The sequence below is a fragment of the Streptomyces sp. Ru73 genome (genome assembly GCF_002920575.1).
In the GTDB taxonomy this organism is placed as follows: Bacteria; Actinomycetota; Actinomycetes; order Streptomycetales; family Streptomycetaceae; genus Streptomyces.
This window is the reverse complement of record NZ_PQSQ01000087.1, coordinates 16,567-33,527: the sequence shown is the minus strand read 5'-3', so window position 1 is coordinate 33,527 and position 16,961 is coordinate 16,567. Positions and strand designations below refer to the sequence as shown.

General features: G+C 70.6%; 12 protein-coding genes. 3 read left to right on the top strand and 9 right to left on the bottom strand.

Annotated elements, in window-relative coordinates; all coding sequences use genetic code 11:
- Window positions 1-248: 248 nt before the first annotated feature.
- From C3486_RS28735 to thyX, 3 genes are all read right to left on the bottom strand, one after another.
- Window positions 249-1,934, bottom strand: coding sequence for a ribonuclease J (locus C3486_RS28735; protein WP_103835695.1), 1,686 nt, complete (start codon window positions 1,932-1,934; stop codon window positions 249-251).
- A 146-nt stretch (window positions 1,935-2,080) separates the two neighbouring features.
- Window positions 2,081-2,980, bottom strand: coding sequence for a 4-hydroxy-tetrahydrodipicolinate synthase (gene dapA / locus C3486_RS28730; protein WP_103835694.1), 900 nt, complete (start codon window positions 2,978-2,980; stop codon window positions 2,081-2,083).
- Window positions 2,981-3,178: 198 nt separating this feature from the next.
- A complete protein-coding gene (gene thyX / locus C3486_RS28725) occupies window positions 3,179-3,928 on the bottom strand; it encodes an FAD-dependent thymidylate synthase (protein WP_103835693.1) in 750 nt (249 codons plus the stop codon).
- A gap of 289 nt (window positions 3,929-4,217) precedes the next feature.
- Between thyX and C3486_RS28720 the strand changes: the two genes are divergently transcribed.
- Together C3486_RS28720 and C3486_RS28715 are read left to right on the top strand one after the other, a co-directional pair.
- Window positions 4,218-4,463, top strand: coding sequence for a hypothetical protein (locus tag C3486_RS28720; protein WP_103835692.1), 246 nt, complete (start codon window positions 4,218-4,220; stop codon window positions 4,461-4,463).
- Between the two features lie 146 nt (window positions 4,464-4,609).
- The gene (locus C3486_RS28715; RefSeq protein WP_103835691.1) at window positions 4,610-5,161 is read left to right on the top strand and encodes a PH domain-containing protein; all 552 of its coding nucleotides are present in this window, start codon (window positions 4,610-4,612) and stop codon (window positions 5,159-5,161) included.
- A 198-nt stretch (window positions 5,162-5,359) separates the two neighbouring features.
- On the opposite strand, the gene C3486_RS28710 is transcribed toward C3486_RS28715, so the two are convergent.
- The 6 genes from C3486_RS28710 to eccD all read right to left on the bottom strand — a co-directional run bounded on the left by C3486_RS28710 (window position 5,360) and on the right by eccD (window position 12,691).
- Entirely contained in the window at window positions 5,360-5,815 is a 456-nt protein-coding gene (locus C3486_RS28710; protein WP_103835690.1) for a tetratricopeptide repeat protein, read from the bottom strand.
- 30 nt (window positions 5,816-5,845) lie between these two features.
- Window positions 5,846-6,598 (bottom strand): 4-hydroxy-tetrahydrodipicolinate reductase, encoded by a 753-nt coding sequence (dapB, locus tag C3486_RS28705; protein WP_103835689.1) that lies wholly within the window; start codon window positions 6,596-6,598, stop codon window positions 5,846-5,848.
- A gap of 143 nt (window positions 6,599-6,741) precedes the next feature.
- Entirely contained in the window at window positions 6,742-8,121 is a 1,380-nt protein-coding gene (locus tag C3486_RS28700) for a pitrilysin family protein (protein ID WP_103835688.1), read from the bottom strand.
- On the bottom strand, window positions 8,118-10,337 hold the full coding sequence (locus C3486_RS28695) for a polyribonucleotide nucleotidyltransferase (RefSeq protein WP_103835687.1): 2,220 nt from the start codon (window positions 10,335-10,337) through the stop codon (window positions 8,118-8,120). The genes C3486_RS28700 and C3486_RS28695 overlap by 4 nt, the downstream gene beginning before the upstream one ends.
- 442 nt (window positions 10,338-10,779) lie before the next feature.
- Window positions 10,780-11,067: a 30S ribosomal protein S15 gene (rpsO, locus tag C3486_RS28690; protein WP_030624900.1), complete on the bottom strand. Its 288-nt coding sequence runs from the start codon at window positions 11,065-11,067 to the stop codon at window positions 10,780-10,782.
- 169 nt (window positions 11,068-11,236) lie between these two features.
- The gene (eccD, locus tag C3486_RS28685; RefSeq protein WP_103835686.1) at window positions 11,237-12,691 is read right to left on the bottom strand and encodes a type VII secretion integral membrane protein EccD; all 1,455 of its coding nucleotides are present in this window, start codon (window positions 12,689-12,691) and stop codon (window positions 11,237-11,239) included.
- A 199-nt stretch (window positions 12,692-12,890) separates the two neighbouring features.
- Between eccD and eccCa the strand changes: the two genes are divergently transcribed.
- Entirely contained in the window at window positions 12,891-16,868 is a 3,978-nt protein-coding gene (eccCa, locus tag C3486_RS28680) for a type VII secretion protein EccCa (RefSeq protein ID WP_103835685.1), read from the top strand.
- Window positions 16,869-16,961 lie beyond the last annotated feature (93 nt).

Below are 16,961 nucleotides of genomic sequence, written 5' to 3'. Positions count from 1 at the left end.
GATTTCGTTCCGTTTCCGGTTCGAATTTGGTTCCGGTGGCCTTTGGATTGGCCTTGCCTTTCGGCTGATCCGACTTTATCAGATTGCTCTGGGCCGGATTTCCGTTCCCTTGCGGGTCCGGTCGCCGTGCGGTCCCGTGGACGCGCAGGCGTTCCCGGTTCCCCTCAGGCGGAGCCGTAAACGTACTGGAGCGGGGCTCCTGGATGCAAATCCGGGCGCCCCGCTCCTCGTGCGCTTCCGACGGGTCGTCAGACCTCCACGACGACCGGCAGGATCATCGGCCGGCGGCGGTAGTTGTCGGATACCCACTTGCCCACGCAGCGGCGTACGAGCTGCTGCACCTGGTGCGGCTCCATGACGCCGTCCTGGGCCGACTTGGCCAGCGCCTCGTCGATCTTGGGCAGGACGCCGTTGAAGTCGGCGTCGTCGATGCCGGAGCCGCGGGCCTGGATGTGCGGCCCGCCGGTGATCTTGCCCGTGGTGCTGTCCACCACGACGAAGACGGAGATGATGCCCTCGTCGCCGAGGATGCGGCGGTCCTTCAGGGCGCTCTCGGTGACGTCGCCGACCGAGAGGCCGTCGACGTACACGTAACCCGCCTGGACCTTGCCGGTGATCCGCGCGACGCCGTCGACCAGGTCGACGACCACGCCGTCCTCGGCGATGACGATGTGGTCCTTGGGCACGCCCGTCAGGGCGCCCAGCTCGGCGTTGGCGCGCAGGTGGCGCCATTCGCCGTGCACCGGCATCAGGTTCTTCGGCTTGCAGATGTTGTAGAAGTACAGCAGCTCGCCGGCCGAGGCGTGGCCCGAGACGTGCACCTTGGCGTTGCCCTTGTGGACAACGTTGGCGCCCCATCGGGTGAGCCCGTTGATCACGCGGTAGACGGCGTTCTCGTTGCCCGGGATGAGCGAGGACGCCAGGATCACCGTGTCGCCCTGGACGATCCGGATCTGGTGGTCGCGGTTGGCCATCCGGGACAGCGCCGCCATCGGCTCGCCCTGGGAGCCCGTGCAGACGAGCACGATCTCGTCGTCCGGCAGGTCGTCGAGGGTCTTGACGTCCACGACGAGGCCGGCCGGCACGTTCAGGTAGCCCAGCTCGCGGGCGATGCCCATGTTGCGGACCATCGAGCGGCCGACGAAGGCGACGCGGCGCCCGTACTCGTGCGCGGCGTCGCAGATCTGCTGGATGCGGTGCACGTGGCTGGCGAAGCTCGCCACGATGATGCGCTTCTGGGCGGTCGCGAAGACCTGGCGCAGCACGTTGGAGATGTCCCGCTCGGGCGGGACGAACCCGGGCACCTCGGCGTTCGTGGAGTCCGACAGGAGGAGGTCGATGCCCTCCTCGCCGAGCTTGGCGAACGTGGGGAGGTCGGTGAGCCGGCGGTCCAGCGGGAGCTGGTCCATCTTGAAGTCACCCGTGTGGACGACCATGCCGGCGGGGGTCCGGACGGCGACCGCGAGGGCGTCCGGAATGGAGTGGTTGACCGCGACGAATTCGCAGTCGAAGGGGCCGAGGCGCTCGCGGTCGCCCTCGGCGACCTCCAGCGTGTACGGCCGGATGCGGTGCTCCTGGAGCTTGGCCTCGATCAGCGCGAGGGTCAGCTTGGAGCCGATCAGCGGGATGTCCGGCTTCTCGCGGAGCAGGTAGGGGACGGCGCCGATGTGGTCCTCGTGGCCGTGCGTGAGCACGATGCCCTCGACGTCGTCGAGGCGGTCCCTGATCGATGAGAAGTCCGGCAGGATCAGGTCGATTCCGGGCTGCTCCTCCTCGGGGAAGAGCACTCCGCAGTCGACGATCAGCAGCCGGCCGCCGTACTCGAAGACGGTCATGTTGCGGCCGATCTCGCCGAGGCCGCCCAGGGGGGTGACACGCAGGCCACCCTCGGGAAGCTCCGGCGGCGCGCCGAGCTCGGGATGCGGATGACTCAAAAGACTCTCCTCACCACACGCGCCACGGGCCCTTGAGGCACGTGGCGCGCATGACATTCGTGCACTTGCTGTTGTGGCTGTGGTGTTCGTCTTCAGCTGTGACGACCGCCTGGGTCGCGCGAGCCGTATTCAGTTGTGAAGTCTGGTTACAGATGTACCCCGCCGGCGACGAGATCGACCTTGAGCTGCTCCGTCTCCTCGGGCGAGAGGTCGACCAGCGGGAGGCGCAGCGGTCCGCCGGGGAGGCCCTGGAGGGTGAGCGCGGCCTTGGTCGTGATGACGCCCTGGGTGCGGAACATGCCGGTGAAGACCGGCAGCAGCTTCTGGTGGATCTCCTTCGCCTTCGTGACGTCGCCGGTCACGTGGGCTTCGAGCAGGGCACGCAGCTCGGGCGTGACGACGTGGCCGACGACCGAGACGAAGCCGATCGCGCCGACCGAGAGCAGCGGGAGGTTCAGCATGTCGTCACCGCTGTACCAGGCGAGGCCGGAGCGCGCTATGGCCCAGCTGGCCCGGCCGAGGTCGCCCTTGGCGTCCTTGTTGGCGACGATCCGCGGGTGCTCCGCCAGCCGGACGATGGTCTCGGTGTTGATCGGCACGCCGCTGCGGCCGGGAATGTCGTAGAGCATCACCGGCAGGTCGGTGGCGTCGGCGATCGCCGAGAAGTGCCGGAAGAGGCCCTCCTGCGGGGGCTTGCTGTAGTACGGCGTCACGGCGAGGAGGCCGTGCGCGCCGGCGTCCTGGGCGGCGCGTGCCAGCTCCAGGCTGTGCCGGGTGTCGTTCGTGCCGGCTCCGGCGACGACGAAGGCGCGGTCACCCACCGCATCGACCACGGCCCGCACCAGCTGTGCTTTCTCCGCATCGCTGGTGGTCGGGGACTCTCCGGTGGTGCCGTTCACGACGAGGCCGTCGTTGCCGGCGTCCACCAGGTGGGCGGCGAGCCGCTGCGCGCCGTCGAGGTCGAGAGCGCCATCCGCCGTGAAAGGCGTGACCATGGCGGTCAGTACCCGCCCGAAGGGGGTCTGCGGTGTGGAAGTCGGAGCCATGGGTCCCACGCTACTCGTAGCTCACCGCTGGTTGCGCCCCTGGGGAGGCCGGGATGTGGACCCGGCACTGCCTGCTCGGGGGTTCAGGCAGTGCCGGATCCGTGTGTTCAGCGTAGAGGAATTTCTCAAATCGCCGCAATACGGACACCGTCTCGCGGGGCTCTCCCCCGCCGGGCCGCCAGATCTCCGTCGCGCGACTTACGGAGCGACGCGTCCGTTGGCGTTGAAGGCGGCGTACGTGAGCGGCATGAGCTTGGCCCAGTGGGCCTCCATCTGCTCGCCGACCATCTCGATCTCGCGCTGCGGGAAGGACGGCACCTTCGCCTGCTCGTGCTGAGTGCGCAGGCCGAGGAAGTGCATGAGGGAGCGGGCGTTGCAGGTGGCGTACATGGAGGAGAAGAGGCCCACGGGCAGGACCGAACGGGCGACCTCGCGCGCCACGCCGGCCGCCAGCATCTCCTGGTACGCCTCGTACGCCTGGCGGTAGGAGTCCTCCATCACCCGGGTGGTGAGCTCGTGCTGCGCCTCGGTGCCCTCGACGAACTCGTACTTCCCGGGACGGCCCTGCTGGACGAGCTTGCGGTCGGTCGCGGGGACGTAGAAGACCGGCTGGAGCTGCCGGTAGCGGCCGGACTCCTCGTTGTACGACCAGCCCACGCGGTGCCGCATGAACTCGCGGAACACGAAGATCGGGGCGCTGATGAAGAAGGTCATGCTGTTGTGCTCGAACGGGCTGCCGTGCCGGTCGCGCATGAGGTAGTTGATCAGGCCCTTGGAGCGCTCGGGGTCCTTCTGCAGCTCCTCCAGGGACTGCTCGCCTGCGGTGGAGACCCGCGCGGCCCACAGGACGTCGCTGTCGCCGGCGGCGTGCTTGACCAGCTCGACCGTCACCTCGCTGCGGAATGCGGGGGCTGCGCTGTCGGCGCTCTCGGCGGGGGTGTGGGACACCGGCGGTTCCTTCCGTTCATACATCGTGCTGGAGCGGGCACCCGTCCGTCCGCCGCGGCGTTCGCGCCGCTCGTCGCCCGGGCGCGCCAAGCCTACGGCCCGGCACTGACAAGATCGGAAATGCGGTGGGATCCGGCGCGAAGCGACAAAAGGGACCCCCCGGTGCGCACTACGCACGCGGCAGTTGATATTTTTCACATAGGTCACGGAAAACGGGCACTCGTCGAGCGCCCGTTACGTTGAACGTTGTGACACTGCCCACTTCGAGGTTCCTTAGGAGAGCCCCCTCATGTTCCGCCGGCGAGAGCCCGTCCCGTTCGCCTTTGTCGCCGAGGCAGACCGGTTCCGCAGCAATGTCACGCCGCCGCCGCGCCCGCGGGCGAGCCGAGCCCAGATCTTCGGCCGCACGCTGCTGGGTCTCACCGTCGTCGCCGGTCTGACCGGCTCCCTGCTGTTCGGCGTGCCCGCCCTGCAGCAGGACACGGTCGGCGGCCCGAATCCCACCCATCAGTCCGAGGCCGCGCACGGCCGCTGAGCCGGCTGCGCGTTGCGCCGTTCGGGCGGGCGGCCCGGCGGAGCGGCACAGGATTGGTTCCGGCCGTCCTGGTGCCGCTAGCCTCACCGGTCACAGCTTTCGACCGTGTGCCCGTGCGTAACACGGGCCGTGAGTGAGGATCCGCCGTGCCCCTGCCCTTCCTGACGGCCGACCGCGACCTCGACGGGGACGCCCCGGACCCGGCGCCCCTGCCCTACGACGAGCGTGACCACTGGCGCCGTCCCTACCGCCCAGGACCCTGGCGCGTAGGGGCGGCGGCCGTGTTCTTGCTGCTCGCCTCCTTCGTGCTGCTGTCCGCCCTGATCATCGGGCTGGCCGGGGCGCCGGTCGGTGCGGTGGTCTGTCTGGCGGTGGCGCTGGTACTGATCGGCTTCGCGCTGCGGCTGCTGCGGGCCGGTGTCTGGGTGAGCGCCGCGGGGCTGCGCCAGGTGCGGCTGGTGCGGACGACGACGCTGCCGTGGAGCGCGGTCACCTCGGTCCGTACGGTGCAGCAGCCGGTGCGCTGGCTGGGCCTGCCGCGTACGGTCCAGGGCCAGGCGCTGATGATCGGCGCCCCGGAGGACGGCGAGCCGCGCCTCCTCTTCACCGATCACGGCGGTGACTTCCTGACCCGCGCCGGCGCCTTCAACCGCGCGGCGGACACGGTCGCCGCGTGGGCGGCGGAGCACCGGGGCTGAGCGGCGGAGGCACCGCGGCCGAGCGGCCGCGACGCCGGGAGCGCGTACGGAAAAGCGGGGCGCGAGCCGAAAAGCTCGCGCCCCGCCGTCGTACCTCGCCGCCGTACCGCGTCGCCGTCCCGCCGCACGGCCGGACACGTACCGACCGTCTCAGGCGGTCCGCGTCTCAGGCCGTCCGCGTTCCGGACCTGCCGGGTCTCAGCCCGTCCGCACCGGCTTCCCGTCGTGCAGCGCGATGGCCCGCTGCATGGCCTTGCGGGCGCGCGGGGTGTCCCGCGCGTCCTGGTAGGCGACCGCCAGCCGGAACCACGCCCGCCAGTCCTCCGGCGTCGCCTCGGCCTCGGCCCGCCGCCGCTGGAAGACCTCGTCGGCGGAGTCCCGGTCGATGCGGCCGCTCGGCGTCCGCTTCAGCTCGTCGACGGGCAGCCCGCCCTCGGCCTCCAGCTCCCTCGCCAGCAGCCCGGCCTTCCGCGCGAACTGGGTGGTGTGCCAGAGGAACCACACCCCGATCAGCGGCAGCACCAGAACGGCGATCCCGAAGACGACGGTGACCGGGGTGCCCTGCTGGATCAGCAGCACCCCGCGGTCGCCGACCAGGACGAAGTAGACGACCAGGACCGCCGCGAGGACGAAGTAAGTGATCTTTGCGCGCACTGTGCGTACTGCCCTCCTGCCGGCCGGCCGTCAGGCCAGGTCGAGGAAGTTCTCCAGGCCCATGGTCAGGCCGGGAGTGTCCACCACGCGCCGCGCGCCGAGCAGGATGCCCGGCATGAAGCTGGAGTGGTGCAGGGAGTCGTGCCGGATGGTGAGGGTCTCGCCCTCGCCGCCCAGCAGCACCTCCTGGTGGGCCAGCAGCCCACGCAGCCGTACGGAGTGCACGGGCACGCCGGCCACGTCCGCGCCGCGCGCACCGTCCAGCGCGGTGGCGGTGGCGTCCGGCGCCGGGGCGCAGCCGGCCTTCTCGCGCGCGTCGGCGATGAGCTGGGCGGTGCGTGCCGCGGTACCGGACGGGGCGTCGGCCTTGTTCGGGTGGTGCAGCTCGACGACCTCGACGGACTCGAAGAAGCGGGCGGCCTGCTGGGCGAACTGCATGGTCAGCACGGCGCCGATGGAGAAGTTCGGCGCGATGAGCACGCCGACCTCCGGCGCGGCCGCCAGCCAGGTCCGCAGCTGCGTGAGGCGCTCCTCGGACCAGCCGGTGGTGCCGACCACGCCGTGGATGCCGTGGCGTACGCAGAAGTCGAGGTTGCCCATGACGGCGTCGGGGTGGGTCAGCTCGACCGCGACCTGGGCGCCGGCCTCGACCAGCGTCTCCAGCTTGTCGCCGCGGCCCAGCGCCGCCACCAGCTCCATGTCCTCGGCGGCCTCGACCGCCTTGACGGCCTCGGAGCCGATCCGGCCCTTGGCGCCGATCACAGCCACACGCAGCTTGCTCATCGTCCTTGCTTCCTTAGGGTTCGGGGCGCGGTCGTACGGGACCATTCTCCGGCCTCGTACGACCGCGACCGCATTCTCCGGCCTGGTACGGCCGCGACGGCGTTCTCCGGCCGTGCGGCACGCGGCCGCCGCCGTGCCCGGGGCTACGCGACCGCGTCGTGCAGCCGGGCGGCCTGCCGGTCCTTCAGCGGACCGATGACGGACAGCGAAGGACGCCGCCCCAGTACATCGCGTGCGACCTCGCGCACGTCGTCCGGGGTGACGGCCGCTATCCGGGCGAGCATGTCGTCCACCGACATCTGGTCGCCCCAGCACAGCTCGCTCTTGCCGATGCGGTTCATCAGCGCGCCGGTGTCCTCCAGGCCGAGGACGGTGGAGCCGCGCAGCTGGCCGATGGCCCGCTCGACCTCGTCGTCGGACAGCCCGTGCTCGGCGACGTCGTCCAGCTGGTCCCGGCAGATCTTCAGCACGTCGTGCACCTGGCTCGGGCGGCAGCCCGCGTACACCCCGAAGAGCCCGCAGTCCGCGTAGCCCGAGGTGTAGGAGTACACGCTGTACGCCAGTCCGCGCTTCTCCCGGACCTCCTGGAAGAGGCGGGAGCTCATGCCGCCGCCGAGCGCGGTGTTCAGCACGCCCATGGCCCAGCGGCGCTCGTCGGTGCGCGGCATGCCGGGCATCCCGAGGATGAGGTGCGCCTGCTCGGTCCTGCGGCCCAGCATCTCCACCCGGCCGGCCGTGCGGATCGCCTTGGTGCCGCCGCGGGGGTCCATCGGCACCGCGTCCGTACGGTCCAGCGCGCCGGCCTGCTCGAAGGCGCGGCGGACCTGGCGGACGACCTTGGCGTGGTCGACGTTGCCGGCGGCGGTGACGACCAGGCGGGTCGGGTCGTAGTGCTTCTTGTAGAAGCGGCGTATGCGGCTCGCGTTCAGCGCGTTGACCGTGTCGACGGTGCCGAGCACGGGGCGGCCCAGCGGGCTGTCCCCGAGCATGGTGTGCGCGAAGAGGTCGTGCACGCAGTCGCCCGGGTCGTCGTCGGTCATGGCGATCTCTTCGAGGATCGCCCCGCGCTCGACGTCCACGTCCTCCTCGCGGATCAGCGAGCCGGTGAGCATGTCGCAGACCACGTCGATGGCCAGCGGCAGGTCGGCGTCGAGCACCCGCGCGTAGTAGCAGGTGTACTCCTTCGCGGTGAAGGCGTTCATCTCGCCGCCGACCGCGTCGATCGCGGCGGAGATGTCCAGCGCGCTGCGCCGCTCCGTGCCCTTGAAGAGCAGGTGTTCCAGATAGTGGGTGGCGCCGTTGAGGGCCGGGGTCTCGTCGCGCGAGCCGACGTTCGCCCAGATCCCGAAGGTCACCGACCGTACGGAGGGCAGGGTCTCGGTGACGACCCGCAGGCCGCCTGGGAGGACCGTCCTGCGGACCGTGCCGGCGCCGCCCTCGCCCTTGAGAAGCGTTTGGGTACGGGCGACGGCCCGCCCCTCCGAAGAGGTGCGGGCCGTCGTCCGGGAAGCTCGGGACGTCACTTGGCGGCGTCGTCCTTCTTCTCCTCGTCGCCTTCCTCGCCCTCGATCACGGGGATCAGGGAGAGCTTGCCGCGCTGGTCGATCTCGGCGATCTCGACCTGCACCTTGGCGCCGACCGCGAGCACGTCCTCGACGTTCTCCACGCGCTTGCCGCCGGCGAGCTTGCGGATCTGCGAGATGTGCAGCAGGCCGTCCTTGCCCGGGAGCAGCGAGACGAACGCACCGAAGGTGGTGGTCTTCACGACCGTGCCCAGGTAGCGCTCGCCGACCTCCGGCATGGTCGGGTTGGCGATGCCGTTGATCGTGGAGCGGGCGGCCTCGGCGGCCGGGCCGTCGGCGGCACCGATGTAGATGGTGCCGTCGTCCTCGATCGTGATGTCGGCGCCGGTGTCCTCCTGGATCTGGTTGATCATCTTGCCCTTGGGGCCGATGACCTCACCGATCTTGTCCACCGGGATCTTGACGGTGATGATGCGCGGCGCGTTCGGGGACATCTCGTCCGGAACGTCGATCGCCTCGTTCATCACGTCCAGGATGTGCAGACGCGCGTCGCGGGCCTGCTTCAGCGCGGCGGCCAGGACCGAGGCGGGGATGCCGTCGAGCTTGGTGTCGAGCTGCAGCGCGGTCACGAACTGCTTCGTACCGGCGACCTTGAAGTCCATGTCACCGAACGCGTCCTCCGCACCGAGGATGTCGGTGAGGGTGACGTAGTGCGTCTCGCCGTCGATCTCCTGCGAGATCAGACCCATGGCGATACCGGCGACCGGGGCCTTCAGCGGCACACCGGCGTTCAGCAGCGACATGGTCGAGGCGCAGACGGAGCCCATCGAGGTCGAGCCGTTGGAGCCGAGGGCCTCGGACACCTGACGAATCGCGTAGGGGAACTCCTCGCGGGTCGGCAGCACGGGGACGATCGCGCGCTCCGCCAGCGCGCCGTGGCCGATCTCGCGGCGCTTCGGCGAACCCACGCGGCCGGTCTCACCGGTCGAGTAGGGCGGGAAGTTGTAGTTGTGCATGTAGCGCTTGCGCGTCACCGGCGACAGCGTGTCCAGCTGCTGCTCCATGCGGAGCATGTTCAGCGTGGTGACGCCCAGGATCTGGGTCTCGCCGCGCTCGAACAGCGCCGAGCCGTGCACGCGCGGGATGGCCTCGACCTCGGCGGCCAGCGTACGGATGTCGGTGACACCGCGGCCGTCGATGCGCTTCTTCTCCCGGATGACGCGCTCGCGGACCAGGAACTTGGTCAGCGCGCGGTACGCGGCCGAGATCTCCTTCTCGCGGCCCTCGAACTCCGGCAGCAGCTTCTCGGCGGCCAGCGCCTTGACGCGGTCCAGCTCGGCCTCGCGCTCCTGCTTGCCGGCGATGGTCAGGGCCTGGGCGAGCTCGCCCTTGACGGCCTTGGTCAGCGCCTCCAGGACGTCGTCCTGGTAGTCGAGGAAGATCGGGAACTCGCCGGTCGGCTTGGCGGCCTTGGCGGCGAGGTCCGACTGGGCCTTGCACAGCACCTTGATGAAGGGCTTCGCGGCCTCCAGACCGGCGGCCACGACCTCCTCGGTCGGGGCCTCGGCGCCGTCCTTGACCAGCTGGATGGTCTTCTCGGTGGCCTCGGCCTCGACCATCATGATCGCGACGTCGCCGTCGGGCAGGACGCGGCCGGCCACGACCATGTCGAAGACGGCGTCCTCGAGCTCGGTGTGGGTCGGGAAGGCCACCCACTGGCCCTTGATCAGCGCGACACGGGTGCCGCCGATGGGGCCGGAGAACGGCAGGCCGGCCAGCTGCGTCGAGCAGGAGGCGGCGTTGATCGCGACCACGTCGTACAGGTGGTCGGGGTTGAGCGCCATGATCGTCTCGACGATCTGGATCTCGTTCCGCAGGCCCTTCTTGAAGGAGGGGCGCAGCGGGCGGTCGATCAGGCGGCAGGTGAGGATCGCGTCCTCGGAGGGCCGGCCCTCACGACGGAAGAAGGAGCCGGGGATCTTGCCGGCCGAGTACATCCGCTCCTCGACGTCCACGGTCAGCGGGAAGAAGTCCAGCTGGTCCTTGGGGTTCTTCGAAGCGGTGGTGGCCGACAGCACCATGGTGTCGTCGTCCAGGTACGCCACGGCGGAACCGGCGGCCTGCTTGGCCAGGCGGCCCGTCTCGAAGCGGATGGTGCGGGTGCCGAAGGAACCGTTGTCGATGACGGCCTCGGCGTAGTGGGTCTCGTTCTCCACCAGGAATATCTCCTCGTCTGCGTCCGCTGCCCGTCTGGCAGGGGACCGTCTGCGACCCGCTGCCCGTGTGGCAGCGGATCATGGATGGTGGAGCGCCTGTGCGGGCCGGTCTTCGATCGAAGCACCCGGTGCGTGGCGAGCCCTGAGGGCCCGCGCGTCACCGGAGGCCACTACCGAGGACCGGCGGCTGATGGGCGCCCCACCTCTTTCGCGTTTCGCTGTTGCGTTGTCTGCGTGGCGCACCGGTCGGTGAGGAACGCGGCGCGCCGGCCACGGCGCTGTCGTTGCTGCGCCGTCGGTATGGCGTTGTGGGACCAGACTACAAAGCTTCTGGCCACCAGGGGGTGCCGGAAGCATCGGGTGTCCGGCACCCACGGGAGTTTTCCCGCGTACGGCAAAGGGAGCGGCCCCCGGTCCCGGGAACCGCTCCCTCCACGACGTCTTACTTGGCGCCCGCCGCACCACGGCGGATGCCGAGGCGCTCCACCAGCTGGCGGAAGCGGGTGATGTCCTTCTTCGCCAGGTACTGCAGCAGGCGGCGGCGCTGGCCGACCAGCAGCAGCAGACCACGGCGGGAGTGGTGGTCGTGCTTGTGGGTCTTGAGGTGCTCGGTCAGGTCCGAGATGCGGCGGGAGAGCAGCGCGACCTGAACCTCGGGGGAACCGGTGTCACCCTCCTTGGTGGCGAACTCGGCCATGATCTGCTTCTTCGTAGCGGCGTCGAGCGACACGCGGTACTCCTTGGTTTCCTCTGAGCCCCACCGAGCGCCTCTGGTCTGCTTCACAGAGGAGCTTCGATTACTCGGCTGGGCTCAGCCAGGGTAGCAGGGGGTGACCAGTGCCGGTGACCGCGCGTAGCGAGCTGCCAGGTCGCGGGGTGCGGGCCCCCTGGACCGGACCCTACTTGCTGGTCATCCCCCGCGCCGCCATGTACACGTTCATCACCGCGAGGCACAGCGGGACCAGGGACAGCAGGACGAGGTTTTCGAAGAGCTCGGCGAAGCGGGCCCAGAAGGGGGTGACGCCCTTGCGGGGGACGATCAGGGCGATGGCGGTGACCAGGGCCGCGGCGGCGGCGATCGCGGCGGTGAGCCAGATCGTGCGCAGGTCGGCGGCGAAACCGCCGTCGCCGAGGACGGCCGGCGGGTGCAGGGCGAGGCCGAGGCCGAGGAGGGCGAAGGCGGCGAGACCGGCGGCCAGGGCACAGGTGACCTGGGAGGTGTAGCGGAAGAGGCGGGCGCGCATCAGCATGGACAGGCCGGCGGCGAAGGCGAGCACCTGGCCCCAGACCGAGTCGGAGAAGCCGAGGACACCGGCGGCGAAGGTGACGACCGCCGCGCAGCCGCCGACCAGGCCGACGAGCATTTCGTGGCCGCGGCGGGCCTGCGCCGCGATGCGCTCGGCGTCGACGGGGCCCTCGGTCTCGGGGGTGGCGTCCGGGTCGTCGTAGCCGGAGCTGGGGGTGCGCGGCGGGGTGTAGCCGATGGGCAGCCGGGCGAAGCGGGCCGAGAGGCCCGGCAGGAAGGCGATGACGCCGACCACGACGCACACGCAGATGGCGGCGGTGTCGACGGGCCGGAGGTCGGTGAGGATCGCGACGAACGTGGCGAGCGTGCCGACCGTGGCGGTGAAGGCGGCGGCGACGAACGGGCCGTCACCGTTGGGCGTGACGGCGATCAGGAAGACGGAGACGATCAGTACGGCCACGCAGCCGAGCAGGAACTGCAGCCGGCCGACGCCCTGGCCGTCCGGCAGCGGCAGCAGCCCCGACCCGGCGATCATGATGTGCGGCAGGCTGCCGAGGCCGAGGGCGATCGCGGAGGCCCGGTCGTCGTACACCCGGGCCCGTACGGCCGCCAGCGCGACCAGCAGGACACCGGCGACGGCGGCGAGGATGCCGGGCAGGCCGTGCATGTTGTGCCGCGCCGGGTCGGCGAACCACAGCACGAACCCCATCAGCACCAGCAGCACCATGGAGCCGGCCAGCCCTGCGGTACGCAGCAGATCGTCGTTCCACAGCGTGCGGTCGCGGGTGACGGCCGACGCGACGGAGTCGGAGACGTCGTCGTAGACCGCGGGCGGCAGCGACTCGGAGAACGGCCGCAGGCTCAGCACGTCGCCGTCCAGGATGCGCTGGGCCGCGAAGGACCGGGAGCCGTCCAGGACGGTGCCGTCCCGGCGGACCAAGTGGTATCCGACAGGTGCGCCGTCGGCCGGGGTCTGGCCGCTCAGCCGGAGAATTTCCGGGTAGATGTCGGCGACGGGAATGTCCTCGGGAAGTGCCACGTCGATGCGGCTGTCGGGCGCGACAATTGTGACCCGGCAGAAGCCGGTAGCCGCCCCCGTGGCCGTCATGGAAGCCGTCGCACTCACGGGCAGTTCCCCCTCATTCCCGACATTCAACGTCTATTTGCAGCTGCGCAATTACCGTGCGCCACCCTAGCGCTCTTGGGGTTGTTGACATCCCAGTAGGATCACCCGGCACGGGTGGGAGCCGTCGCCACGGGGGTGTCGGCAGCGAACAGTCCTCCCCGTACAAGGGATTGGTGCGCTGGTGAGTCAGATCGTCGTGAAGCGTCCCCCGAGGGCTCTGCCTCCGGAGGTGCCCACGGACCCACTGCAGCTCGAAGCCCCGCCGGAGCTGCCCAAGGGGCGGCAAGAAGGCATGCTGATGCAGATCCTGCCGACCGTCGGAATGGGCGGCGGCTCGATGGTGTACTTCTTCATGCCGCAGGCGAATCCGTTCATGCGCATCATGGGCATCCTCATGATCGCGTCGACCCTCGGCATGATCGTGACGATGGTGGTGCGTCACCGGCGCGGCACCCAGGGGCAGATGGCGGACACCCGCCGCGACTACCTCAAGTACCTCGCGCAGACCCGCCGCACGGTCCGCAAGACCGCGCGCAAGCAGCGCGACGCGCAGTACTACCTGCACCCCTCCCCCGATCAGCTCTGGTCCCTGGTGGCCGAGGGCAGCCGCGTGTGGGAACGGCGCGTGGGCGACGAGGACTTCGGCCAGGTGCGCATCGGCCTCGGCGCCCAGCAGCTGGCGACACCGCTGGTCGCGCCGGACACCGCGCCGGTCGAGGAGCTGGAACCGCTCACCGCCGGTGCGATGCACCGGTTCCTCAGCGTGCACGGCACCCTCGACGGACTGCCGATGGCGGTCTCGCTGCGCGCCTTCTACCACATGGCGGTCTCCGGCGAACCCGAGTCGGTGCACGGCACCGCACGCGCGCTGGTCGCCTCGCTCGCCGCGCTGCACTCCCCCGACGACCTCATCATCGCGATCGCGGCCGCGCCCGGCGAGGCCACCGACCGCTGGGAGTGGGCCAAGTGGCTGCCGCACGTCCAGGCCCAGGGCCCGGCCGACGGCGCGGGCACGCCCCGGCTCATCACCACGGACGCCTGGGAACTGGAGCAGCTGCTGTCCGTGAAGCTGGAGGGCAGGCCGCGGTTCAACGCCGGCGGCCAGCCGCTGCTGGACATGCCGCACCTGCTGGTGGTCCTGGACGGTACGAACGTGCCGCCGACCTCGCTGCTCGCCTCCCCCGAAGGACTGCAGGGCGTCACCGTCCTCGATGTCGTGCCGGGCGAACTCAGCGCGCCCCGCGGCGACCTGTCCGTCCTCGTACGGCCCGGCGCCCTGCAGCTCGAGGCCGGGCGGGGCATGGTCTACGACGGCGTGCCGGACTACCTGTCCGTGGCGGCCGCCGAGGCGCTGGCGCGCCAGCTCGCGCCGCTGCGCATGGGCAGCGGCGGGGACGACGACGAACCGCTGCTCGCCAACCTGGAGTTCACCGACCTTCTCAACCTCGGCGACGCGGCCTCCGTCGACACCCAGCGGACCTGGCGGCCGCGTTCCCAGGCGGAGCGGCTGCGCGTACCGATCGGTGTCGGCGAGGACGGCCAGCCGGTCATGCTCGACCTCAAGGAAGCGGCGCAGGACGGCATGGGCCCGCACGGTCTGTGCGTCGGTGCGACCGGTTCCGGCAAGTCCGAGCTGCTGCGCACCCTCGTGCTCGGCCTGGCCGTCACCCACTCCTCCGAGACCCTCAACTTCGTCCTGGCGGACTTCAAGGGCGGCGCCACCTTCGCCGGCATGTCCCAGATGCCGCACGTCGCGGCGGTGATCACCAACCTCGCGGACGACCTCACGCTCGTCGACCGCATGGGCGACTCCATCCGCGGTGAGCTCAACCGGCGCCAGGAGATGCTGCGCGACGCCGGCAACTACGCCAACATCCACGACTACGAGAAGGCCCGGCTGGCCGGCGCGCCGCTGGAGCCGATCGCCTCGCTCGTCCTGGTCATCGACGAGTTCAGCGAGCTGCTCACCGCCAAGCCGGACTTCATCGACATGTTCATCCAGATCGGCCGCATCGGCCGGTCGCTCGGTGTCCACCTGCTGCTCGCCTCGCAGCGCCTGGAGGAGGGCCGGCTGCGCGGCCTGGAGACGTACCTCTCCTACCGCGTCGGCCTGCGCACCTTCTCGGCCGCCGAATCCCGTGCGGCCCTCGGCGTCCCCGACGCCTACCACCTGCCGTCCGTGCCCGGTTCCGGCTACCTGAAGTTCGGCACGGACGAGATGGTCCGCTTCAAGGCGGCGTACGTCTCCGGCGTGTACCGCGACGGTGCCGGCGCCGACCGTGCCCCGGCCGGGCCGCTCCCCGTCGACCGCCGCCCGGTGCTCTTCACGGCCGCCCCGGTCCCGGTCCAGTACGCGGCCCCCGACCCGGTCGCCGCGCAGGTACCGGAGCAGCGTCCCGCCCAGGACGACGCACTGGCCGACACCGTCCTGGACGTCATCGTCCGCCGCCTGGAGGGCCGGGGCACCCCCGCCCACCAGGTGTGGCTGCCGCCGCTGGACACCGCGGCCCCGCTGGACGAGCTGCTGCCGGGCCTCGCGCCGGTGGAGGGCCGGGGCCTGACGATGCCCGACTACCCCTACCTCGGCCGGCTGATCGTGCCCCTGGGCCTCGTCGACAAGCCGTTCGAGCAGCGTCGTGACCCGCTCTACCGCGACTTCTCCGGCGCGGCCGGCCACATGCTCATCGTCGGCGGCCCGCAGTCCGGCAAGTCCACGCTGCTGCGCACCCTCATCTCGTCCTTCGCGCTCACCCACACCCCGACCGAGGTGCAGTTCTACGGCCTCGACTTCGGTGGCGGCGGGCTCTCCGCGGTGTCCGGGCTGCCGCACGTCGGCGGGATCGCCTCGCGCCTCGACCCGGACCGGGTGCGCCGTACCGTCGCCGAGGTCGCCGGCATCCTCGCCCGCCGCGAGGAGTACTTCCGCGCCCACGACATCGACTCCATCGCCACCTACCGCCGGATGCGGGCCCGCGGCCAGGCCGCCGACCAGGCGTGGGGCGACGTCTTCCTGGTCATCGACGGCTGGGGCAACTTCCGGGCCGAGTACGAGATGGCGGAGGCCCTCGTCAACGACATCGCCGCGCGCGGCCTCGGCTACGGCATCCACGTCGTCATCACGGCCACCCGCAGCATGGAGGTGCGCGCCGCCCTCAAGGACCAGCTGATGAACCGGCTGGAGCTGCGGCTCGGCGACACCATGGACTCCGACTTCGACCGCAAGGTCGCGGCCAACGTCCCGGCAGGCGTGCCCGGCCGCGGCCAGACGCCGGAGAAGCTGCACTTCATGGGCGCCCTGCCGCGGATCGACGGCATCTCGCAGGCCGGCGACCTCTCCGACGCCACGGCCGAGATGAACCGCGTGATCGCGAGCCACTGGCCGTACGCGCCCGCGCCCGCCGTGCGCATGCTCCCCCGCGAGGTGCCAGCGCACCAGCTTCCGAAGGGCGGCGACCACCCGGAGCGCGGTGTGGCCTTCGCCCTGGACGAGAACAACCTCGAACCGGTCTTCGTGGACTTCGAGACCGACCCCTTCTTCCTGGTCTTCGGCGACAGCGAGTCCGGCAAGACGGGCGTGCTGCGGTTGCTGGCGAAGCAGATCTCCGAGCGGTACCACCCGGACGAGGCGAAGATCGTCGTCGGCGACTACCGCCGCAGCCTGCTCAGCGCGATCCCCGAGTCGCACCTGCTGGAGTACGCCCCCATGGCCAACTCCATGGAGGCGCACATGCAGGCACTGCACGGCCTGATGGAACGCCGGGCCCCGGCACCCGACGTCACCGCGCAGCAGCTGCGCGACCGCAGCTGGTGGAGCGGCCCGAAGATCTTCATCATCGTCGACGACTACGAGCTGGTCTCCACCTCCAGCGGCAACCCGCTGGCCCAGCTCACCGACAACCTGCCGTTCGCCCGCGACATCGGCATCCGCTTCATCATCGCGCGCAGCTCCGCCGGTGCCTCCCGGTCGATGTACGAGTCGTTCATGCAGCGCATCAAGGAGCTGGGCGCCCAGGGCGTGGTCCTCTCGGGCGACCCGAGCGAGGGCGACCTGCTCGGCAACGTCCGCCCCCGCCCGATGCCCCCGGGCCGCGGTTACTTCGTCTCGCGGAAGCGCGGGACGCCACTGGTGCAGCTGGGATGGCTGCCGGAATTCCAGTGACGGTGTGCGGGGCTCGGCGTACGGCGAGCCCCGCACCCATTTCCGGCTGTTCGGTCATGCCCAACCGGAACCGGCGTACACGGGTGCGCGCGC